Genomic DNA, 22,078 nt, shown 5'->3' on the forward strand with positions numbered 1-22,078 from the left:
GTCAAAAGTAAATAAATGCTTTGGGAATCACTTAAAGGAGATTTTAACCATAGCACTGATTGATAAGAAGAGGCTGTTTCGAATTTTTGAAACAGTCTCTTCTCGTTTATATAAGAATGATATCATCCTCGCTGTAGGTACGCCTGGTTTTTCTTCACGAATATCAGTTATACAACAACATTTTATCTACGATCTCATTCAGCGTTTCTGTGTTTTCAAATACATAACTCTCGCCGGCTTCTTTCAAGAGCTTCAGATTCCTTTTCGATACATTATCCATTTCAGGTGATGCAGTTTTTAAATCAGGTTCAATGCGATAGTAATCGTCTTTGTCTGCTTCATCCAATGTATCCCACATGCGTGTGAGATGATAATGCACTGTTTCACTATTGCCGCTCATCATGATGTCGATCAACACCGGCAACCATTTGATCAAACCCGCATTACGCAATTGTTCAAATTCATACTTACGTTTACTGCTGCCTGTGCCAATACTGATCAGCAACATATCTTTTGCTCCCGGTTTATTTGGTTTCGGTAATTGAAATTTTCCTGTAAGTACACGTTCTTCATTGAAATTCAAACCTCTTGCTTCACTGTATGCACACAATGCCGGATTGTTTACAAACACGCCGCCATCAATTAAATATTGTGGTGCTTCACTTAAACTATAGATCATAGCCGGTTCAAAATATGTAGGTGCTGCACTTGTTGCTCTTGCTACATTTCTGATTTTAAAATCACGTACTTCACCACCAATACGTCTTGAGTTAGCACTGTTAAAGAAAGCTGCTCTTCGTTCATAGAAATTATAAGCGGTGATCACACAAGGTTTGATCATCTGGCTCAATGTAGTATCACCCAGATAATCCTGTAACAGGTGTTCGAGATTGTCAGCAGGAAAACTTTCATTCCAGAAACTGAAATTCTTAAACTGTTGCCAGAAGTTTTTATTAAAAATTTTATTTCCATGCTGCATATACAACTGCACAGCATCGGTAGCAGAAAATTTTGCTCTGCCCGGATCTTTATCATCGGGCATCAGGTAAATGCTTGTAAGGATACCGCCTGTGCTTGTGCCTGCGATCATGTCGAAATACTCGCCGATCTTTGCATTTTTATTTCCCGTAACAGCACGTATGCGTGCTTCAAGATATTCAACGATGGTGCCGGGAATAATTCCCCTGATACCACCACCGTCGATACTCAGGATTCGTACCTTAGAAATACTGCGGTTGCTCATGGTTAGTTTTGTTTAGAGAAAAATACAAACATCAGATTACAAATAAAATACCTCTTTACGGGGTGTTTGTACAGCGTTTGTTTGCGGGAATTACGGTTTGCTTTGTTTATTTGGGTTATTCGTTCGATATTCGGTTTCTAAATTAACTGCATGCAACGTATCTGCTTGTTCCCCGGAACGTTTGATCCTATCACCGTCGGTCATCTCGATATTATTTATCGTTCCCTTGATTTGTTCGATAAAGTGTATATCGGTATTGGCCGTAATGCAGCAAAAGTGCCCATGTTCAGTGAAGATCAGCGGATCAGCTGGATCAATGAAATTTTCAAAGACGAACCAAGGGTGAAAGCAGTTTTTTATGAAGGTCTTACGGTTGATTGCTGTAAAAAAGTAAAGGCAAAATTTATTCTTCGTGGTATCCGTTATGTAAATGATTTTGAATACGAGAAAGCAATCGCTGATATGAACCGCAGTCTCGATCATGATATTGAAACGATCTTTCTTACATGTCTGCCACAATATACTTCAGTGGCCTCTACACTCGTACGTGATGTAATACGTAATGGGGGAGATGCATCGCCATTTTTACCGGATGTGGTTAATAAAGCTGTCTCTAATCAAAAATAGTTCTGACCATGGATGCTATCTGGTTTAATAAGGTGTTTTCTGTTGAGGAGTTATCATCATTAGGTGAACGAACAATGGCTGAAACACTTGACATCAGATTTATTGAAACCGGTAAGGATTTCATTAAAGCAACCATGCCTGTTGATCATCGTACACACCAACCTTATGGTTTGCTGCATGGCGGTGCCAGTTGCGTATTAGCTGAAACATTGGGTAGCATTGCAAGTGCCCACGTAATTGATCCTGAAAAATTTATCTGCGTTGGTATTGAGATCAACGCAAATCATATCCGTTCTGTACGCAGTGGATTGGTAACGGGCATCACTACACCAATTCACATTGGTGCCAGCACTCATGTGTGGGATATTAAAATTTATGATGAACGTGAAAAACTGGTTTGTGTGAGCCGGTTAACTGTAGCTATTCTCAAAAAAGTGTAACAACTTGTTTCAAGATTCACACTTATTGCATTTGTATTTTTTCTGCTGCGTGTTTGTTTTGTAACTTACTGTACTTTCTTCAGAAAAACATAACCAATATGAACTGGCATCACCTTCCGGCAGATGAAGTGATTGAACTTACAGGCTCATCAACCAATGGCCTCGATTCAGATAGTGCAGCATTGAAGTTGGCTGAGTATGGTCCCAACGAATTACAGGAAAAGAAAAAGAAACCAGCCTGGGTTTTATTTCTGCAGCAGTTCAAAGATTTTATGATTTTGGTATTGATAGCGGCTGCTGTTATTGCGGGCATTGCCGGCGATGTTACTGATACCATTATCATTATGGTGATCGTTGTACTCAATGCTGTTGTTGGCTTCATCCAGGAATACCGTGCAGAGAAGGCAATGGAAGCATTGAAAAAGATTGCTGCCCTGCAGGCACAGGTAATGCGCAACGGCAAACCGCTTAACCTTGCTTCATCAGAACTGGTACCCGGAGATCTTGTGTTGCTTGAAGCAGGCAATGTTGTACCTGCAGATTTACGGTTTATTGAAACCTTCAGTTTAAAAATAGATGAGTCGGCTTTAACAGGTGAATCAGTTCCTGCAGAAAAAACGGAAAAGAGAATGGAGGAAGTAGATCTTTCTATTGGTGATCGGTTGAACATGGGTTTTAAAAGTACATTGGTCACCAATGGACGTGCAAAAGGAATTGTGATTGCCACGGGCATGCAAACAGAGATCGGTTTAATTGCACGCATGTTACAGCAAGATGAAGTGGCTACACCTTTGCAAAAACGTATGGCTGATTTTGGGCGCAAACTTTCTTACATCATATTGTTTATCTGTTTGCTGCTATTTGTAATTGGTTTATTGCGTGGTGAAAAGCCATTGAACATGTTGCTCATTTCTATTTCATTGGCGGTTGCGGCTATTCCCGAAGCATTACCTGCGCTTATTACTATTGCGCTGGCAAGGGGAGCAAAGCGATTAGTGAAGAAGAATGCACTCATCCGTAAACTTCCTGCCGTTGAAACACTTGGTTCTGTAACGTATATCTGTTCAGATAAAACAGGAACGCTTACGCAGAATAAAATGAAAGTGGTGCAAGTGAAAGCAGATGAAGCTAACCAGTTGATGATTGAAGAGATGTCGTTGCTTGATGTGGCTATGGCATTGAATCATGATGTGAAGGAAGCTGATAACAAAGCATTGATTGGCGACCCAACAGAACTTGCATTAGTTGAATATTTTAATGAGCAACACCCGGAGAAGCCATTCACTTCAATACAAACTACATTGCCCCGTATAGCAGAACTTCCGTTTGATTCAGACAGGAAGTGTATGACAACGGTGCATAAGTATAAAGAACAATTCCTGGTGATTTCAAAAGGTGCTGTTGAATCGGTAACATCTGCATTAAAACAAGATCATGATAGTGCTGCTATTTTAAAACAGGCCGACGAGTGGGCTTCTGATGGAATACGTGTGATTGCTTTTGGTTATAAATGTATTGATGCATTACCCGAACCATTCACTTATGAATCGGTTGAAACAGATTTGATATTCGCCGGACTGACAGGCATGATCGATCCGCCAAGAGAAGAAGCAAAGCTGGCGATTGAAGAATGTAAAGCTGCCGGTATTCGTGTGGTCATGATCACCGGGGATCATCCTGCAACAGCATCTGCCATTGCAAAACAGATCGGCATCTTAACAAAGAACGATCTGGTGATGACGGGCAAAGAATTGAAGGCAATTGCTCCGGAAGATTTTGATGCGCAGGTAGAAAAGATAAGAGTATATGCACGTGTATCGCCGGAACAGAAACTGCATATTGTAAAAGCGTTACAGCAAAAGAATCATTTTGTATCGATGACGGGTGATGGCGTAAACGATGCGCCTTCGCTCAAATCATCAAACATTGGTGTGGCGATGGGTATTAATGGTACCGATGTAAGCAAAGAAGCTGCACACATGATCTTACTCGATGATAATTTCGCCACGATTGTAAAAGCGGTGAAAGAGGGAAGACGGATCTATGATAATATCCGCAAGTTTGTGAAATATATCATGACTTGTAATGGTGCCGAAATATGGACGTTGTTTCTTGCTCCGTTAATAGGATTGCCTATTCCATTATTACCAATTCATATTCTCTGGATCAATTTAGTAACGGATGGTTTGCCGGGTCTTGCATTGGCAAGTGAAAAAGAAGAGCGTGATATCATGAGTCGTCCGCCTCGCAGCACAAAAGAAAGTTTATTTGCTGATGGTATCGGTTATCATATCGTATGGGTTGGGTTGTTGATGGCAGGTGTTACGTTAGGCATTCAGGCATGGAGTATTAATCACAGCGGTGCACATTGGCAAACGATGGTGTTTACAGTATTGTCATTAACACAATTAGGACATGTGTTGGCAATAAGAAGCGACCGGCAATATTTATTCAGCCAGGGTGTCTTCAGTAACATGGAATTACTTGGTGCCGTACTTCTCACGTTTATCCTGCAGCTTGGTGTTATCTATTTGCCGTTTGCAAATGAAATTTTCAAAACACAACCTTTAACGTTGCAGGAGTTGATCATTTGTATTGCAGCATCAGCCATTGTATTTCATGCCGTGGAGTTTGAAAAATTCATCAAGAAGAAATTAAGCAGCAGGAAAAAACAATAAGGTAGGGGCATAGAAAGAACCGGTAACAACGGTATCCTTTTTTATAAATCATCGTTACCGGTATAGAAGGCAATCGTTTGAATAGGGGATAAATTACAGCACAATCACGCTGTTGCTGCCGCCAAAGGCGTTTGGTTGTTGTTCATCGGCTTCGGGTTCACTAACCCATTCTGTAGCATTTACTAAGTATTTGAATTCGTGCTTGCTTTCTTTTGGCAAGTTCACTTCAGCACTAAACGTTCCGTCTTTCTTTTTGCTCATGATCACAGCATTTTGCCAATCGCTGTTGAGGCCGAGAATTTCGATGGTTTCAGCATTTTCAACTTTAAAAGAGAATTTCACTTTGCAGTAATCCTTTGTCTTGAAGTAAGTTTTTTGTACCATTTTTCTTTGTTTAAAGTTTTAAGTGTTCTGTCAAACATCGGGCATTTTTCAGTTAAGCAGTTGCTGAGATGATGACATGGAAATAAACATTCCCGCTCTTTATACCTGAATCGGAAAAAAGTAACCCGCTGAAAGCCTTATTCAGCTTCATTCTTATTAACAACTAACGGCTGTTATGTTAATAAGCTCAACGTAGTAATTTGTTTTTGGCTGTTTCTTCCCGTATCATTTCGGGATAGCCCATTTTTCTGGCCAATGCAGTTACTGCCATGGCAATTCGTTTGGCTTTTGTAGGTTCGGTTTTGGCGCTATCGATCCATTTGCTGAAATAACGCTGGTGTGATCCGGTGAGACTCTTGAAGTGCTGCAATGCAGCCGGCTCGTCATTCAGGCATTCCATAAGATCATGATTGAATTGAAAGGCACTGTTATCGGCGGAAATTTTCACATGAACAGTTGCACCTTGTCGTTTGCCAATGGCTTTTCGCACATCGGCATTCAGGGCCATAATAAACTTGCCGCCACCTACAGGGTAAAGTGGCATCTGCTTAAAAGTATAGTCATCCAGTTTGCCTTTTACTTTAAACTCTTTTTTGTGACCGGGCTTTAATTGTTCAGGTATGCCGTCAGGAATTTCAATAAAAGTCCATCCGGTTTTTTCACCCATTGTTTTATATTTCTGTACAACAGCAGTGAACTGTTTCATACAAACGAACTTAAAGAGAAAATCACAATCAGGGAAGTAATGCACATTATTTTCTGCTGGCATGGTTATTGTTTTTCATGGAAAGAACTTCGTACGAACCATTCAACTCCCACCTTCCCGTGTATAAGTATGCCTGAAAAGGCCTCTTTCCTTGAAAGGATATGTGCATGTATATAGTTGCTGAAACTATAGCGTTGCAAGTTTTGCATTATGTAATCAAGTATTATCAAACTTATAAATTCAACACAATGAAAAAGATTTTTCTCGCATTTACCTCAACAGCGTTCTTAATGATCGCATCTATTGTAACCGTTAAAGCGCAAGTTGATTCAACTCCTGTTGTTGCACCGCCGGTTGCTCCTCCGCCAGCAGTGGCTACATCTGACATTGTTGGTGTTGCTACAGGTTCTGTAGAGCATACAACTCTCGTTGAAGCAATCAATACGGCCAACGTACTGAAAGTATTTCAACTGAATGGTCCTTTCACAGTGTTTGCACCAACAAACGCAGCATTTGACAAAATCCCTGAAGCAGATCGCAAGAAACTGATGAAGAATAAATCAGAGCTGGCAAAAACATTGAAATATCATATGGTAGGTGGTACCTGGAATTCAACTACACTGATGAATGCAATTAAGTTTGGTAATGGAGTTGTTGAACTTCCAACATTAAGTGGTGGTAAATTAAAAGCAACAGTAGAAGATGGTAAAGTGAAATTAACAGATGAAATGGGCAACTCTATGTTTGTAACGAATGCAGATATTCTGGCTACAAACGGCATTGTTCATATTGTTGATGGTGTTATGCACCCAATGCAGCCTGTTACAGCAGCGAAACAGTAATGGTTCCTTATAGCTCAAAGCCCTGCCTTTTTTGGCGGGGCTTTCTTTTTTTGCTGATGTGATAAATCCGTTACTTTTAATGCATGACTCTGCTTGTGACAAATATTAAACAGTTGGTGGGTGTGCATGAGGAGAATGTATTGTTGCGTGGAAAAGCGTTGGCCACATTACCTGTTATTGAAGATGCGTATTTGCTGATTAATGATGGATTGATTGCTGCTTACGGAGAAATGAAAAATCTTGGAGCGTGGGCTGATACTGTGGAACATCGTATGGATGCAAGCGGACAATGGGTTTTGCCAACATGGTGCGATAGTCATACGCATTTGGTGTTTGCGGCAAGCAGGGAAGATGAATTTGTTGACAAGCTGAAAGGAATGAGTTACGAAGCTATTGCTGCAAAAGGCGGAGGCATCTTAAACTCTGCCAATAAACTGGCGAAACTTTCAGAGCTTGAATTACTTCGTCTTGCTTGGGGACGATTAGAAGAGTTGATCACACTTGGCACCGGTGCCATTGAAATAAAAAGCGGTTACGGGTTGTCGGTAGAAGCGGAGTTAAAGATGCTGCGTGTTATTCAGCAGTTGAAAGAAACATCACCCATACCTGTAAAGTCAACTTTTCTTGGCGCTCATACTTATCCGTTAGAAAACAGGGATAATCACCAAGGCTATATTGATCTTATCGTCAATGAAATGCTGCCGGTGATAGCAGACGAAGGACTTGCTGATTTTGTAGATGTGTTTTGTGAGAATGGTTTTTTCTCGGTTGATGAAATGGAACAGATCTGCAAAGCTGCTATGAAATACGGATTGCCTCCCAAACTGCATATCAATCAACTCAACAGTATTGGTGGTTTACAAAAGGCAATTGAGCTGAATGCTATTTCCGTTGATCATTTGGAAACCATGACCGATGAAGATGTTGAGGCACTTGCCAATTCTAATACGATTGGTACATTATTACCAACCGCTGCTTTTTTCCTGCGTATGCCCTTTCAGCCTGCCAGGCAAATGATTGATGCAGGAGCTGCTATTGCATTGGCCAGCGATTATAATCCGGGTTCATCGCCCAGTGGCAATATGAATCTTGTGGTGGCCATGAGTTGTATTGGTATGAAGATGTTACCGGAAGAGGCCATTAATGCAGCCACCATCAATGGAGCATTTGCAATGGATCTGCAACATGAAGTGGGAAGTATTACCGTGGGTAAAAAAGCCAACCTGATTTTTACAAGATCAATCCCTTCCATTGCTTATTTGCCTTATGCGTTTGGCAGTAATCTTATTGACAAAGTGATGATCGGGGGAGAATTTTTCGCCTGACGGAATATGTGCTGAAATAAGTTATCTTTCAATACGAAACAAATCAGCCATATGCAGTCATTTCGTTTTTACAACAAAGAAGATGTACTCACATTAACCAAGATCCGTCGTTTTGAAACCAAACTGGGAGAACGGGTGCAATTGCCAAACAACAGGGAACAGTTCGAAAAAGTTTTGCAGGAATCAACAGCAAAGTTTGCGTTGTTTGGTATACCGGAAGATATTGGTGTAAAAGCAAATGAAGGAGTGGGCGGGGCCGATACTGCATGGTTTCCTTTTCTCACAGCTTTTCTCAACATTCAAAGCAATGATTTTTTGCAGGGCGATGAAATACTGTTGCTCGGTCATTTTGATTTTTCTTATGTTGAATCAGTGATCGAAGAGAATGCGCATGGCCATGAAGAAAAGCTGGATGCCTATCGTCATGCAGTGAATTCAATAGATGAAGAGGTTGAATCGCTTGCAAAGTTGATCACTACTTATGGAAAGATCCCGATTGTAATTGGTGGTGGACATAACAATGCATATCCGCTTATTAAAGGCACAGCAAAAGGATTACATAAAGCTGGCAAGGTTCAGCTGGCACAGATCAATTGTATTAACCTTGATGCGCATACCGATTATCGCCCGGTTGAAGGCAGGCACAGTGGCAATGCATTTCGTTATGCAGAAGAAGATGGTTACCTGCAGAAGTATTGTGTAATTGGCGTTCATGAAAATTATATTCCGCAAAATGTATGGATCGATATTGTAAACAATCCTTTCTTCGATTTGATTACTTACGAAGATATTTTCATCCATGAAAAAAGGAATTTCATACAGGCAGTAGCACATGCTACCGGCTTTACTGAAGATACCTATACAGGTTTGGAACTTGATCTTGATTCTATTGAGCATACACTCAGCAGTGCATTTACACCGAGTGGTATCGGTAAGCTGCATGCAAGACAATACATCAATTTTGCAGCCACTGATGCAAAAGCTGCTTACCTCCACATTTGCGAAGGGGCCAGCTTTTTAAGTGATGGACGTAAAAGTGAAGGCACAGGTAAACTTATCAGTTACCTGGTAAGCGATTTTGTAAAAGCAGGTCTTGCTCCCTAAAGCACAGGCGCATTAATTTTTATATCGGCATTGGCAATGGCTGATTTCAGTTGCGGCTGTAATGCAGCTATTTCTTTTAGTTTTGCCTGTTGAAGATAAGCCAGGTGTAAACCCGTCATAGCCCAGATATTATTGTTGTTATTCTTCAGATCGCTAAGCAAAACTACCTCTGCTTTTTTCCAATCTTTCTGTTGCAGGTAAGCGTTACCTAAATAATGCTTTGGATTAAGTAACCAATCTCTTGGTTCATTGTACACCATTTGTTCTTCTGTTGCAACTGCTTTGCTGAAGTGTTCAATGGCAGCTTTATTATTCTTTTGTGCAAGTGCAATTGTGCCGGCAAGTAAATTGGCCGCAACAGTAGCACCATCAATGGAAGGCGAGAAGGGTGCAAATGGTAATGAAAGTGTACTGTCTTTTAAGAGATCGCTTAAATAACTGTATTCTTTCTTTGCATCGGTTAGTTTTTGCTGATGGGCATAGGCCATTCCTTTTCCAAAATGATACAGCACATTTGAGTAAACCTGTTTTGCCGGTGGTTGTGTCATTGCTAATAAAGCATCCCAACGTGCATAGCGAACATCAACTAAAATATTTGTGTAATAAATGTATTGAAGGTAATTACCGAGCGCTCCTTCCATCAATAAATAATCGGTTGGTATGCTGGCAGCAGTTTGCTTTGCACTTTCGATGGCGTACTTACTATTACCACTCATGATGGCATGATTGGTTTGCATGTGCAGGTTGTGGATCACATACAAAAAGTCAGCGCCCGCCGCCGGAGCAAACAGTTGTAATACATTTTTATAACTCTTTACTGCATCTTCATTCACCGCAGCTCCTTTACTGTAATTGCCCGTGCGTAAATAAATATGCGAGGGCATGTGTACCATATGTGATAATGCCGGTGTAAGACTTCCCAACCTGTCGGCACTTGCTGTAGCAAGTGATGCGTATGGCGAGGGTTCCATCACATGTATATAGTAATGATTGGCACCGGGATGAAGCGGGGTAGCAGCTAATAATTTTTCAAGTACAGTTCGTATACGTGGTGTCCATTCTTTTGGCTTGCCATTGCTGAACCAAAGATCCCAGGGATGTTGGAGCATCAAAGCATCGGCATATAATGCTGATACATCTGCATTTGACGAATATTGATCATACAACGCTTTCATCTTATCTGCATATAATTGATTGAGATGTTCTCTTGTTTGCGTGCTGTCGGCTGAATAACGAATTGATTGTGCAAGGATCAATCCTTTTTCAACTGCAGTACAACTGCCGGAAAGTTCTGTTGCTTTTTGAATAGCAGTCAGAGCATCGGGTGAAGCAGCATAGCCAAGATCATTAATGTTGGGTCCGTATGCAAGCGCTTTTGCCCAATGGATCATGGCTGCATTTGGATCGAACTTCTCTGCTTTTTTAAACGATGCCATGGCTTCAATAATGTGAAAACCATAATACATATTTATTCCCTGGTTGAAATAAAACTGTGCACTATCGTTTGCAGTCGTGATCTTCCATTTGTAAGAACCGGCACCGGGGATTGGTGGAATATCCACTTCATCCAATACATCTTTTAATGCATCCCAATCGGGGCTGCAACGAATGCTGTTCTCCAGTTTATATTTTTTCAGCTTTGCTATTTCTTTTGCAGTTTGATAGCGATCAGTAAACTGCACAGCGAGTAATGCAGTAACAAAAGCAGGTAATGCAAGTAAAAGCAGCTTGAGTTTCATGTAAAGAAATTTTAAGCGAAAAAGTTACAATAAATGATGCATAGCTGCAAGAAGGTCAGGAAGCTTTTTGCTGAAAACCGGTTGTGGTTTTTAATTCTTCCATTACGTTGAAAATAATGGGGCACCGTTCGTAATGCATCATTACAGAAAATAGCCGTTGCGTAAATTGGGGCAGGTGTAAAGCGGGGAACTCTCTGCATCCTGCAAACCTGTCTTCATAAATAGTACAGGCATTGTTCGCAAGAAAATGGCAGGGCATTTTATTCATGATCATCAGTTCATGACTTCCTTTCTCAACATATCGTTCATCAAACACTTCACGTGTAATTTGCAAACGTGCTGCAGCTCTGTCGGCTTCTTCGGCTGTAATATTCACCATTAAACTTTTGCAGCAGTTGCCACAGCTTGTGCAATCGATCTTTGGTTCTATCAGTTGGTTGAGGCGTTGCACTTCTTCATCAACTTCTTCGCTGTTGCGTTCTTTTAAGAAATTTACAAACCGGAGATTTTCTTCCTGCTTTTCAGCCGCAACTTCTGCTAGTAAGGGGAGTGATGTGTGAATGGTCAATGAAGTGATTTGCGGTAAAGGTAGGTTTTAAAAGGTTAGGGGTTATGAGTGATGAGTGATGAATGATGAATGATGAGTGATGAATGATGAGTGATGAAAAGCTGGCGCTGAGAAATGAGGTGTAACGTAAGTAAGTGAGGCTGCCTGGAAAGGCAGCCTCTTGCTTTATCTGAAATCTGAAAAAAGCTGGTTTAATTTACACCACCATCCGGCTTGCAGCATCGCTGTACAATAACTGGTTGTTGGTGCCAATAGCACCCACACGGCAGTAATAAACAGTGCCGGGTTGCAGGTTGCTAAGTGTTGTTTTTGCACTTGTGCTCATGGTACTCACCCAGCTATCAGGAGCAAGTGTTGCATCAGTTGTGTACTCATGCAGGTAAGAGTATGCACCCTTTACTGCTTTTACACTCACCAGCAAGCTGCCACTGGCTACGCCATTTTCAAGACGCACAATTTCCGGCTTCGTAATTACAGATGGCTGCGGGTCTTTACTGATATCGAAGCCCGATGTAAGTAACATAGCTGCATCGCCATTTGCAGTAAGGTTTACATACGTACAAAGGCTGCGCAGCAAATTCAGCAACGTTTCACGCTTGGCGTTTTTATCAGCCACATCTGCACGGTTACCGGCACCTGCTTTTACCAATGCCGCAGTATAAGCATCGGCAGCTGTTTGTAAAACAGCAAGTGCAGGAACAGGAGTGGGGAAATTTGCATTACCAGTCATACTGCTGATGATGCTGTGGGTTTTGCTTTCGAGGTTACCATCTGATAACTTCGAAAAATTAGAAATGGATTTTTTCATAGTTAATGAATTAATCGGTGAAAATTTCCGTGAGCAGACGGTATGTCTTTCACGGGTTAACGGAGTCAAAACAAAAAAAGATTTTTTAGTTGTGCAAGTGCCGCTGCACCGTGTTTTCACCCCCTCTTGCATATGTTAGAAAAAATTATATATTAAAATATATAGGGCACATACCTGCTGTTACAACAATAAAGAATGTATAAAATGCCATGTGGAATTTACCCAACAAAGGGCAAAACACACAGAAATAAAATGAGCCCCGCAGTATAACAATGGCCTTTTCGTATGCATGCTGTGCGTTATGGATAGTTGTATGAAGTGCATACTATGTACATCAAAACGGTTTGGGATTAATATGTGATGTGTTCTGGATGATTATACGAAGACTCTGGGATGCACAGCCAAAGGGTTTTGGATGGTTGTATGAAGTGCTGGGGATGCACATGAAAAGGATTAAGCATGATTGTATAACGAGCCCCGGATATGCATGCAAAGGGTTTTGGATGGTTGTATGAAGCGTTTGTTATGTACATGCAAAGGGCTTCAAACAGTTGCAGAAAGGGCAGGGTTGAGGAGTATATTATAAAGCGCCTGCAGCATTTTAATTTTTGCTGATTATTTCAGATATTACTGTTACCCAAACAGCAACCATGAACAACATCAGCTATCACCTGATAACCCACAGGGGTAAGAACAGAATACTTCTTCGCTTTGCAGCTAACAAACTTTGGAACGAGCGAATTAAAAAAGTACCCGATGCCCGCTGGAGTAATACTCTCAAAGGATGGCATATACCCGATACGGAAGAGAACCGTAAAAAATGCGGACTTGCACCTGCAACTGCATTAAGCATACAGCAACAGAAAGTACAAACATCTTCCATCCGGCTGTCAGCAAACAACAAAACAGAATTACTATGCTGCCTCGAGCAACTGGCATTAAAAAAATACAGCAGCAGTACATTACAAACCTACCGCAATGAATTTATGCAGTTACTGCAATTACTGGGTGACAGGAATGTACAGGACTTAACACCCGAACATTTGAAACGTTATATGTTGTATTGCGCTGTGAAGTTGCAGCTGAGTGAAAATACATTGCACAGCCGGTTGAATGCGTTGAAGTTTTATTTTGAACAGGTATTAAAGCGGGAAAAGTTTTTCTTTGACATCCCACGTTCAAAAAAACAATTACAACTACCCAAAGTATTGAGCGAAACAGAAATCGGACGGTTATTTAAAGCAATTACGAATCTGAAACACAAGGCCATTGTTTTTACAGCTTACAGTGCGGGGTTACGAGTAAGCGAAGTGGTAAACCTGAAGCAAAAAGATATTGATTCAACCAGGATGACCATTTATATTGAACAGGCAAAAGGAAAAAAAGACAGGTATGTGAATCTCAGCCCTGTGTTGCTGGATATACTCAGAAACTATTTAAAACAACAGGCACCCCGTCCGAAAGTTTATTTATTTGAAGGACAAATTCAAGGGACAGCTTACAGCACCAGAAGTGCTCAGCAAATATTCATTGACGCAAAAAAACGAGCCAATATACCAAAGCATGTAACGTTTCATGGTTTACGACACAGTTTTGCAACACATTTATTAGAGAAAGGAGTTGACATCAAATACATCAAGGATATTTTAGGGCATTTCGATATACGCACCACCGAGCGCTATGTGCATGTGGCAAGAAAGCAATTGGTAAATATTGCAAGCCCTCTTGATGATTTATTTGAAAAGGGGCTTTTATAGGCGGGCAATTGTGCAACCCAACAATCTGAAAAACGCATATAGCAAACGATGAAAATCAAAGAGTTGGGAAATTTGATTTTGGAAGGAGTTGCGTATATTAGCGTGTTGCACGCCATTACAATGAAGTCCCTACTACTCATAGCAATTCTAATAAGTGTATACTCTTGTACAAACTCAAACAGTTCAATGAACAGTGGGAATAAATTCTCTTTGTCTAACAACATTACTATTGACTCAAAAACTTATGCAACCAATTTTAAGAAGGATAAGTCAAGTGAGGTTGACATGATTTATTGTCAAAGTGATTCCACAACTGTAAATACTATAGGCAATTGTATAATTCAGAATTCCGATACTCTTAAATATTTAAGAAGATCTACTTTCCTTTTTGACACAGTTGGACAAATTCAGGAACTTTTAGAATATCATCCAGAAGGTGCACTTCACTATTCCAGCAATGACCTGCTCCTTGACACAGCGATTGTTAGTAGTTGGAAGATAAATTTGAAGCACATAAATTCAATTCAAATTGATGCAAAAAACGGCTATGTAATAGACAACGGCGACACCTTGAAAATTTTTGACCATTGGATTAAACAAAAATTCATATTTGTCCGGGCAACTAATTTGGATAAAGCAAAGTTTGATAATCCCGTTCTGGACTATACAATTATATATGGATACAAATAACGGCGTGCAACATGGGGTTTGCCAAAATGGGGGCGGACGGAAACCGTGTTTCAGCTTTTGTTTTTCAATTTGGCTTCATATCCAGCAGGACGTTATTAATTTAGCTATGTACAAATCATCAGCTTTTATTTATAAATTTAGCTTCAGTTAGCCGGGCGGACGGAATTCTATTGCCCCCACTTCGGCAAGCCCTGAACGTAAGGCGTAATTCTAATGGACATCATACACACCTTTGAAGTATATCAGAAACAGCTTGACAACCTTCGCAAGAACAATCACTATGGACGACCGCAAGTGTTGAGACAGTTTCGTATGCAATTCAAGGGCTTTAGTGACACCGACATTTCATTACTAAAATCTTTTTTGGTTGACAATGACAAAAAATGGTTTGTCGCTCATTTACTTGACAACCTTGACACATTTCCTGTTGACTTGTTAAAGCCAATGCTGCAAGCAGCAGTCGATGAGCCAGACCCTAGTTTCAATAACGAATTTGTAAAACCTTGTCGGCGAGTTTTTGATTATGTTGACATCCAAAATATTTTACTTGACACATTTCGTAGAGGCGACAAAGACAAAAAAATTGGAGTTCTTAAAGTTCTGTATTGGGCAAGACCGACTGTTTATTCAATGACCGTTCATAGTGGTGACACTATTTCTCAACAGAAAGGCTATGACGATTTCGTTTGGGACGAAGAATTAAAAGAATATAATTACGACTTCAATTTCGTTGAAGATGAATCGGTTTTTGAAAAGGAAAGCAGACGCCAAGAGGCTATTTATATTGAGCAAGTCAAAACAATTCTTTCAGAATTTTACAAGACAGCTGATATTGACTTAAAATATCAAATTGCATTACGACTTCCAAAAGAACTCGAAGACTATCCAGAAGAATTAAAAATTGAAGCAAAGGCTTTCTTGTATAACAAAGCGAAGCAAGGCATACCAACCAATATATCAGAGTTAGACAAAGTTCAAAATATTGAAAGTTCATTTTTACGAAAATTGCTGTTAAAGACGAAAAGGATATTTAAAAAGGACAAAGGCATAACCCTTAAACAGCGATGAAGAACTACGCCTTACATTGGGTTTTATGCAAGTTGGGCATGACCAGCAAACATCAGCTAATTGCAAATCCAGGCTGTGGCTCGGGCTGGACAAACAACTTTCAACTTTAGTTCTTAAATTCAATTTTATATTTTTAGTCAGCAGCGGTTGTGTGCGGACGAATAACAATTCCCAACCTGCATAAAGCCCTGTTCGTTATGCACAAGCATGGCGGAGAATAATCCACCAGACAATAAAGACATGAAAATAGTAATCGGACTTATTTCAGTTTCGCTACTTTGGACAAGTTGCAACACCCGGACAGATAAGATTGAATTTGGTTCGAATAATGGCAACGTGATAAACATCAACGGGAAAAACATTTATTATGAAGAGTATGGACAGGGAACTCCTTTGCTATTACTTTCAGGCGGTGGGATTAATAGGAGCATAAGAGACTTTGCAAAATGTATCCCCATCCTTTCAAAACATTATAGAGTTATAGCGCCTGATACGCCAGGACAAGGCAGGTCTGATCAAACTGATAGTTTAAGCTACGACTTGTTAACGGATTTTATGTCACAATTAATCGACTCATTAAAGATTGACAGTGGCTTTGTCTTGGGGTGGAGTGATGGTGCCATTGTTAGTCTTCTTTTGGCTAATAGAAGGGCTGACAAGATTAAAAAGGTAATTGCAGTCGGGGCAAACAACGGTGTGAAAGGATTTGTCATCCCAGACGAATTTCCCCTTGACTCAGTTAAGCCTCCCTCGCTGGAATATTGGGCCAAACAAAATAAGGAAGACATTGAATGGTATAATACACTGACTCCAAAAAAGGATTGGAAAAAAGCGGTTAACAATATGAACAGGATGGTGTATGAAAAGGAGTATTTTCCGACAAATGTCTATAACGGTATAAACATTCCTGTCATGATTGTGCTTGGTGATAGAGATATGATTTCAATCGAACATGGATTGGAAATGTACGGCCTAATAAAGAATAGTCAATATTGTGTTTTACCAAATACAACACATGAAGTATTTGCTGAGAGGCCTGATATTATTAACCAGGTTGCAATTGATTTTTTCAAATGAGATTGGGGACTATGCCTGTGCATAACATGGGGTTTGGCGTCATGGCGGCTTTACGAATATGTCCTCATCGATATAACATTGCTCAGCGACATATCCAACTGACGAATAAAGCCCAGCTTTAGAATATATTTTCATCTTCATATCTTTGATCAGCAACATATCCGGGCTGACGTAACACGGAATATCGCCACGTCGCCAAGCCCTAACGTTAGCGGTCATGGTATTTTGAACTCCGTATTATTTTTAAGTAAGAAGACAACGACAGACAGATTTATAAATGGTACAGATCTGTTCTTTACGCTGAGGGCCTTAAGCGGTTTTCCACGACTGAAATAAATTACAAAACGGATTGCTGAGACCTGGAAAACTTTCAGCGCAAAAGCAAATTCAATTATTAAAAAAAACAGGATTCTAAAGGTTGTTTAAAAAAATCTAACCGGTTATGAAACCAAACTTTCAAAACTTCAGAAAGCGAAATCGAATATTCTTTTTTGTTACAAGCTGCTTTTTGCTTTTTTCGTGTACTAACCAAAACCGAAACACCACCAAACAAGAATTAGAGAAGTATTTGCAAGCGGAAATGAAGAAGCAACAAATCCCAGGACTTTCCTATGCCATTGTTTTGGATGGTGAGATTATTGATAGCGGTGCCTTAGGATTAGCCAATATTGGACTTAAGGTTCCTGCAACTTTAAATTCAAAATTTAACATCGGTTCAATTGGAAAAACATTTACAGCAACTTCCATCATGCTCTTACAAAGAGATGGGAAGTTATCAATCAATGACCCGGTTAACAAATACTTTGATTCTTTACCTGCAAACTGGAATACCATCACAATCAAACATCTTCTAAACCATACATCTGGAATCAGGGATTATTGTCAGGATCATCCAGGTTATCCTCTTATTGGTGGAGCAACAGGTGAAGGGTTGGAAGAACGCAAAAAAGAGATTTCTGAACTTCAATTTATTAAACTAGTTACCACTGACCCCTTGAATTTTACTCCTGGAGAACGTTTTGCATATAGCAATTCCAATTACTTTCTTCTTGGTTTCATCATTCAAAAAGTAAGTGGTCAATCGTTATCTGAATTTATGAATGAGCGTCTCTTTACTCCAGCTGGAATGACAGAAACAATGCGTGAAAATGTTCCGGTAATTGTTCCAGACAGAGCCACCGGCTATAATTTGAATGATAGCAATAAGTTGATTAATGGTGCTTACATCAGCAACTTTTATTCTTCCCAGGGTGATATGGGCATTATTACAACGGCAAAAGATTTGACCAAATGGATCATTGCATTAGAGGGTGGAAAAATTTTGGACAAAGAATCTTTGCGTCAAATGTGGACTCCTTGTAAACTAAAGAGTGGTTTTGAACCAATGGACGCTTATGGCAGTTATAGTTATGGGTATAGTTATGGATTAGGTTGGGAATTAAACTGTCACAATGGATATATAGAAATAGGCCATGGGGGTGATTTCATGAATGGTTTTTCGGCAAAATTTGTACATTTTCCAGAGAAAAAACTGACGGTGGTTGTACTTACTAATTTACAGCCCTGGAAAATTTCGCAACCAGGAGTGGATGTTTACAAGATGGCAGGTTTTTATGTGCCCGAATTGAATGCAATTGACCAATTTCAAACAGCATCAACCGCAGACAGTAGCTTGAATAGTGTGGTGTCTAACTTCTACAATACATTGAAGAGTGAAGGAGAGTTTGATACTTCGGTAGTTACTTTAAATTTCAAGGAAAGAACAAATCCAAATGTTGAGAAATTACTCACTGAACATCTTTCAAATAACTCACCAAATATTGATGTGAGTTGTATAAAAACAGAGTTGCTGGAAAAAAGAAATCTTGTGAGATGGGGAGTGCCTGTAAAAAAAATAAACTACTATAAAATTATTGAAGAAAATCAAACACCAATATACATGGCAATCTATTTTTCAGCAGATAATAAGATAGCTGACATATCGTATTAGTAAATTGTATGCTCTCCAATATAGGATTTTTAGAAAACAAGCTCATCCTTTTATCATAGAAAGTAAAGAAATAAAATCAAGAGAAATGCAGGGCGACATTTTAAAATTTGATAGTGTAGAGTTGTTTGTGGTTTGGTGGCCAGCGTTAACCAGAAAAAAAGCGATTTCAAAAACATAATTTATAACAATCAATCAGCACGAACCGCTAACATTGGGCTTTATGCAAGTTGGGCATGACCAGCAAACATCAGCCAATTGCAAATCCAGGCTGTAGTTCGGGCTCGACGAATAACTCTCAACTTTAGTTCTTAAATTCAACTTTATATTTTCAATCAGCAGCGGTTGTCGGCGGACGAATAACAATTCCCAACCTGCATAAAGCCCTGCCCGTTACCTGCAATTAAAGACGACACCCAAATGACTATAGCTTTGACTGAATTACTTGGAAAATCTATTTTATCAGACGACCTCAAATCTTTCATGACTCAATTTGATTTACCTGCCAACCCCGCATTACATTTGGACTTTTCAGGCAATGCTTATGAAACAAGTTCTGACAATAAAAACAAAGGCATTTATTTAAACTTTGACGGATATACACGTTACAAGCCACAATATGGAGAGCCTTTTAAACGCTTTGATACATCAAAAGATGAGTTGTTTTTGTATGAGATTACAATAGACAATGACTTTTCTAAGAATAGAAAACCTTCCCCAATTGAGTTACCTTTTAATCTTCAATTTGGTGACACTAAAGAGATAGTTTTACAGAAACTGAACAAAAAGCCATATGACAAAAGCCAAACCTCTTATGGTTATTGTTGGTGGACACTTTTTGACGAGTTTAGAATATTAACAGCGATAAGTATAGAATTTGAATTGATATGGATACGTATCATGAAGTTGACATTGGATGAAAAAGAAAAGACAAAACTGAAAAAGTATCTAAGTCAGCAAAACAAGAATATTAAATCAGATAATAGCCAAAATATTTTGGAATACATCGATAAGCTTCCGACAGTTGAATGGAAACGTAGAAAAGACGATGGAGATGACTTGTTTACAGACAAAGGTATAACATCTGTGGAAACATTATTAAAAGACTATTTGCTTACGTTAGCTGACTTGACAACTCAAAAAAAAGCAGTAAACATTTATAATTCTATAAAGAAAGTAACAACTGCTTTAAATAAAATCAATGACAGGAATGACGGATTTATTGAAACGATGGAAAGGGAAGAACTTTGTGAATTTATAAATGCTGTTGTAAGAGAAACAGGGCTTGAGATTGATAAGGATATTGACTTAACAGAAGAATGGAGAGAATGGTAGACTAACTGCAGGTAACATTGCATTGGCAATATGGCGGGGCGCCTTAAGAACAATCAGCAATATATCGCTACTCATCACATGTCCGGTCAGACCGAATTCTATTGAGCATTTGAATAAAGTTTTTACATTAGTTCTTTAATGAGCATCGGTTGTGGGCAGACGAATAAAAAATACCGCCACATCGCCAATGCTTTAACGTTGCATGCAATTTTTTGTGACACCTCAAACTTTATAAGGGCGACAATTAAAAATCTAAAAACGCTTATGTCTGCAATTGCCTCATTTTACTTATTGGACACTTCTCAACTGGACGAATTAAGAAAAAGTGCAGAAATTATTGTGAAGAAAAGTCTGTTCAGCAAGAAAGTGACAGATAACTATTTGGACTATTTATCGAATAATGCGAAAGAGCTACAAGGCTTTGACGGTTCAGGATATATTTATGGAAACCTGCTTGTCTTTCTGCAAGAAGAAAAAAATATTGACTTAACTCAAAATGAATATGACGATGTAGCAAAGGAACTAATTGATAAAAGAGGCAGTTCACATTTCATACTCACTTATAAACAAAAGACAGCCTTTATCAGCCAGCTTGACCCGAGTGAATATTCATTGGCAGTAATTCAGCAATTCAATCAAAACTTTTCGGAAGAGGGTGACGCAGAAACAGCAAGTTTGACACATAAAGCTATTGAGGTGTTGCGGGACAATTTAAGCATGGTACAAAATGACAATCAAATCTTGCTGCTAATCGTAGGATAAAACTGCATGCAACAATCGGTTTGGTATTATGGCGGCGGGAAGTTGGAGCAATCTGCATCAGTTCGCTATTGGTCTTTCGCTCATGCTGGAAGTTATAAATTGAGCATTAGAACAAACAATGAAATCTATATCTTTAATCGGCTTCGGCTCGCAGCGGGAAGTTCAATGAATACCGCCACAACGCCAAGCCGTCAACGTTGGCAGTAATTTTAGTAGCCCCTACACGATGAAACAATTCTTCACACTTATTCTTCTTTTTTGGTTTTCATTTTCTTTTGGACAATTTGCCATTGTTAATGACAAAGACAGCCTTTTAAATGTAAGAGAAGACGGACAACCGAATAGTAAAGTGGTTGACAAGTTGCCAAACGGACACTTAATTTTTTGTTTTGAAAACAAAGGTAACTGGACAAATATTGACTACACGAAGAAAGGAAAAGAACTTAATGGACATATTTATAAAGACAGATACAAATTAGTATCAAGCTTTCCTGTATTGACAGTTTCTAAAAAAACAGCAACATCCATCACATTAAAAAAAGACACGGTCGAAGTAACAATTACACAAAGTAAGTTCGACAAGAAAAAGCATACGTTTAGGCACATAAAAGATTATCCAGACCAAATTCAACTTATCGACAACAAAAAGTATTGGGGTATGGACGGCGGTATGCCTACGACACAGTTTGAAAGCATTGTTATTAAAGTGGGACAGAAAATAATTAAACTACCCAAAAATGCTCTGGAAGGACTTTACGAACCAAGTATTTACAGTGCAGCAGTAAATTATGACAAAGCAAACGAGACATTCTACATACAGACGATGAACAGTGACGGGGCAGGAAGTTATTTAGTACTTTGGAAAATAGAAAAAGGTTTATACAAAGACAGATTGGTTGTTTATGGATTTTAAAAAACTACTGCCAACAAAAGTATTT

20 protein-coding genes are annotated in these 22,078 nt (G+C 39.4%); 14 read left to right on the forward strand and 6 right to left on the reverse strand.

Annotated features, from left to right (window positions below; translation table 11 throughout):
- Window positions 1-163: 163 nt before the first annotated feature.
- On the reverse strand, window positions 164-1,243 hold the full coding sequence (locus WG954_RS13680) for a patatin-like phospholipase family protein (RefSeq protein ID WP_340437190.1): 1,080 nt from the start codon (window positions 1,241-1,243) through the stop codon (window positions 164-166).
- A 150-nt stretch (window positions 1,244-1,393) separates the two neighbouring features.
- Between WG954_RS13680 and coaD the strand changes: the two genes are divergently transcribed.
- From coaD to WG954_RS13695, 3 genes are all read left to right on the forward strand, one after another.
- On the forward strand, window positions 1,394-1,870 hold the full coding sequence (coaD, locus tag WG954_RS13685) for a pantetheine-phosphate adenylyltransferase (protein WP_324228534.1): 477 nt from the start codon (window positions 1,394-1,396) through the stop codon (window positions 1,868-1,870).
- Between the two features lie 8 nt (window positions 1,871-1,878).
- Window positions 1,879-2,310: a hotdog fold thioesterase gene (locus WG954_RS13690; RefSeq protein WP_340437191.1), complete on the forward strand. Its 432-nt coding sequence runs from the start codon at window positions 1,879-1,881 to the stop codon at window positions 2,308-2,310.
- A gap of 98 nt (window positions 2,311-2,408) precedes the next feature.
- The gene (locus WG954_RS13695; RefSeq protein ID WP_340437192.1) at window positions 2,409-4,988 is read left to right on the forward strand and encodes a calcium-translocating P-type ATPase, PMCA-type; all 2,580 of its coding nucleotides are present in this window, start codon (window positions 2,409-2,411) and stop codon (window positions 4,986-4,988) included.
- 93 nt (window positions 4,989-5,081) lie between these two features.
- Here the strand turns inward: WG954_RS13695 and WG954_RS13700 are convergent, their stop codons facing one another.
- Both WG954_RS13700 and WG954_RS13705 read right to left on the reverse strand, forming a co-directional pair.
- Window positions 5,082-5,372 carry an isoamylase early set domain-containing protein gene (locus WG954_RS13700; RefSeq protein ID WP_340437193.1) on the reverse strand — a complete coding sequence of 97 codons (291 nt, stop codon included), beginning with the start codon at window positions 5,370-5,372 and terminating at the stop codon, window positions 5,082-5,084.
- A 187-nt stretch (window positions 5,373-5,559) separates the two neighbouring features.
- Window positions 5,560-6,078, reverse strand: coding sequence for a YdeI/OmpD-associated family protein (locus WG954_RS13705; protein ID WP_340437194.1), 519 nt, complete (start codon window positions 6,076-6,078; stop codon window positions 5,560-5,562).
- A 248-nt stretch (window positions 6,079-6,326) separates the two neighbouring features.
- On the opposite strand from WG954_RS13705, the gene WG954_RS13710 reads away from it, so the two are divergent.
- The 3 genes from WG954_RS13710 (at window position 6,327) to WG954_RS13720 (ending at window position 9,349) form a co-directional block, all read left to right on the forward strand.
- Window positions 6,327-6,920, forward strand: coding sequence for a fasciclin domain-containing protein (locus WG954_RS13710; RefSeq protein WP_340437195.1), 594 nt, complete (start codon window positions 6,327-6,329; stop codon window positions 6,918-6,920).
- An 83-nt stretch (window positions 6,921-7,003) separates the two neighbouring features.
- On the forward strand, window positions 7,004-8,245 hold the full coding sequence (gene hutI / locus WG954_RS13715) for an imidazolonepropionase (protein WP_340437196.1): 1,242 nt from the start codon (window positions 7,004-7,006) through the stop codon (window positions 8,243-8,245).
- Window positions 8,246-8,296: 51 nt separating this feature from the next.
- Window positions 8,297-9,349, forward strand: coding sequence for a formimidoylglutamase (locus WG954_RS13720; RefSeq protein WP_340437197.1), 1,053 nt, complete (start codon window positions 8,297-8,299; stop codon window positions 9,347-9,349).
- Here the strand turns inward: WG954_RS13720 and WG954_RS13725 are convergent.
- The 3 genes from WG954_RS13725 to WG954_RS13735 form a co-directional block, all read right to left on the reverse strand.
- Window positions 9,346-11,088 (reverse strand): tetratricopeptide repeat protein, encoded by a 1,743-nt coding sequence (locus tag WG954_RS13725; RefSeq protein ID WP_340437198.1) that lies wholly within the window; start codon window positions 11,086-11,088, stop codon window positions 9,346-9,348. The genes WG954_RS13720 and WG954_RS13725 overlap by 4 nt on opposite strands.
- A 55-nt stretch (window positions 11,089-11,143) precedes the next feature.
- Window positions 11,144-11,656, reverse strand: coding sequence for a YkgJ family cysteine cluster protein (locus tag WG954_RS13730; RefSeq protein WP_340437199.1), 513 nt, complete (start codon window positions 11,654-11,656; stop codon window positions 11,144-11,146).
- Window positions 11,657-11,852: 196 nt separating this feature from the next.
- Window positions 11,853-12,464, reverse strand: a complete 612-nt coding sequence (locus WG954_RS13735) for a fibronectin type III domain-containing protein (RefSeq protein WP_340437200.1) — start codon at window positions 12,462-12,464, stop codon at window positions 11,853-11,855.
- A 650-nt stretch (window positions 12,465-13,114) separates the two neighbouring features.
- On the opposite strand from WG954_RS13735, the gene WG954_RS13740 reads away from it, so the two are divergent.
- The 8 genes from WG954_RS13740 (at window position 13,115) to WG954_RS13775 (ending at window position 22,053) form a co-directional block, all read left to right on the forward strand.
- Window positions 13,115-14,221: a tyrosine-type recombinase/integrase gene (locus tag WG954_RS13740; RefSeq protein WP_340437201.1), complete on the forward strand. Its 1,107-nt coding sequence runs from the start codon at window positions 13,115-13,117 to the stop codon at window positions 14,219-14,221.
- 48 nt (window positions 14,222-14,269) lie between these two features.
- Window positions 14,270-14,911 carry a hypothetical protein gene (locus tag WG954_RS13745; RefSeq protein WP_340437202.1) on the forward strand — a complete coding sequence of 214 codons (642 nt, stop codon included), beginning with the start codon at window positions 14,270-14,272 and terminating at the stop codon, window positions 14,909-14,911.
- Between the two features lie 213 nt (window positions 14,912-15,124).
- On the forward strand, window positions 15,125-15,979 hold the full coding sequence (locus tag WG954_RS13750) for a hypothetical protein (protein ID WP_340437203.1): 855 nt from the start codon (window positions 15,125-15,127) through the stop codon (window positions 15,977-15,979).
- A 207-nt stretch (window positions 15,980-16,186) separates the two neighbouring features.
- The gene (locus WG954_RS13755; protein ID WP_340437204.1) at window positions 16,187-17,056 is read left to right on the forward strand and encodes an alpha/beta fold hydrolase; all 870 of its coding nucleotides are present in this window, start codon (window positions 16,187-16,189) and stop codon (window positions 17,054-17,056) included.
- Window positions 17,057-17,498: 442 nt separating this feature from the next.
- Window positions 17,499-19,046, forward strand: a complete 1,548-nt coding sequence (locus tag WG954_RS13760; protein ID WP_340437205.1) for a serine hydrolase domain-containing protein — start codon at window positions 17,499-17,501, stop codon at window positions 19,044-19,046.
- Between the two features lie 429 nt (window positions 19,047-19,475).
- Window positions 19,476-20,378: a hypothetical protein gene (locus WG954_RS13765; protein WP_340437206.1), complete on the forward strand. Its 903-nt coding sequence runs from the start codon at window positions 19,476-19,478 to the stop codon at window positions 20,376-20,378.
- A gap of 138 nt (window positions 20,379-20,516) precedes the next feature.
- Window positions 20,517-21,140, forward strand: coding sequence for a hypothetical protein (locus tag WG954_RS13770; protein WP_340437207.1), 624 nt, complete (start codon window positions 20,517-20,519; stop codon window positions 21,138-21,140).
- Between the two features lie 226 nt (window positions 21,141-21,366).
- The gene (locus WG954_RS13775) at window positions 21,367-22,053 is read left to right on the forward strand and encodes a hypothetical protein (protein WP_340437209.1); all 687 of its coding nucleotides are present in this window, start codon (window positions 21,367-21,369) and stop codon (window positions 22,051-22,053) included.
- The last annotated feature ends 25 nt before the right edge of the window (window positions 22,054-22,078 follow it).

The organism is Lacibacter sp. H375 (genome assembly GCF_037892425.1).
Lineage (GTDB): Bacteria > Bacteroidota > Bacteroidia > Chitinophagales > Chitinophagaceae > Lacibacter.

Bases quoted from the DNA above. Each gene is read 5' to 3' on its own strand.
- WG954_RS13705 (WP_340437194.1), bottom strand. From the start codon at position 6,078: ATGAAACAGTTCACTGCTGTTGTACAGAAATATAAAACAATGGGTGAA.
- WG954_RS13695 (WP_340437192.1), top strand. From the start codon at position 2,409: ATGAACTGGCATCACCTTCCGGCAGATGAAGTGATTGAACTTACAGGC.
- WG954_RS13725 (WP_340437198.1), bottom strand. From the start codon at position 11,088: ATGAAACTCAAGCTGCTTTTACTTGCATTACCTGCTTTTGTTACTGCA.
- WG954_RS13775 (WP_340437209.1), top strand. From the start codon at position 21,367: ATGAAACAATTCTTCACACTTATTCTTCTTTTTTGGTTTTCATTTTCT.
- WG954_RS13760 (WP_340437205.1), top strand. From the start codon at position 17,499: ATGAAACCAAACTTTCAAAACTTCAGAAAGCGAAATCGAATATTCTTT.
- WG954_RS13740 (WP_340437201.1), top strand. From the start codon at position 13,115: ATGAACAACATCAGCTATCACCTGATAACCCACAGGGGTAAGAACAGA.
- WG954_RS13745 (WP_340437202.1), top strand. From the start codon at position 14,270: ATGAAAATCAAAGAGTTGGGAAATTTGATTTTGGAAGGAGTTGCGTAT.
- WG954_RS13690 (WP_340437191.1), top strand. From the start codon at position 1,879: ATGGATGCTATCTGGTTTAATAAGGTGTTTTCTGTTGAGGAGTTATCA.
- WG954_RS13680 (WP_340437190.1), bottom strand. From the start codon at position 1,243: ATGAGCAACCGCAGTATTTCTAAGGTACGAATCCTGAGTATCGACGGT.
- WG954_RS13735 (WP_340437200.1), bottom strand. From the start codon at position 12,464: ATGAAAAAATCCATTTCTAATTTTTCGAAGTTATCAGATGGTAACCTC.
- coaD (WP_324228534.1), top strand. From the start codon at position 1,394: ATGCAACGTATCTGCTTGTTCCCCGGAACGTTTGATCCTATCACCGTC.
- WG954_RS13720 (WP_340437197.1), top strand. From the start codon at position 8,297: ATGCAGTCATTTCGTTTTTACAACAAAGAAGATGTACTCACATTAACC.
- hutI (WP_340437196.1), top strand. From the start codon at position 7,004: ATGACTCTGCTTGTGACAAATATTAAACAGTTGGTGGGTGTGCATGAG.
- WG954_RS13750 (WP_340437203.1), top strand. From the start codon at position 15,125: ATGGACATCATACACACCTTTGAAGTATATCAGAAACAGCTTGACAAC.
- WG954_RS13710 (WP_340437195.1), top strand. From the start codon at position 6,327: ATGAAAAAGATTTTTCTCGCATTTACCTCAACAGCGTTCTTAATGATC.
- WG954_RS13770 (WP_340437207.1), top strand. From the start codon at position 20,517: ATGAGCATCGGTTGTGGGCAGACGAATAAAAAATACCGCCACATCGCC.
- WG954_RS13700 (WP_340437193.1), bottom strand. From the start codon at position 5,372: ATGGTACAAAAAACTTACTTCAAGACAAAGGATTACTGCAAAGTGAAA.
- WG954_RS13755 (WP_340437204.1), top strand. From the start codon at position 16,187: ATGGCGGAGAATAATCCACCAGACAATAAAGACATGAAAATAGTAATC.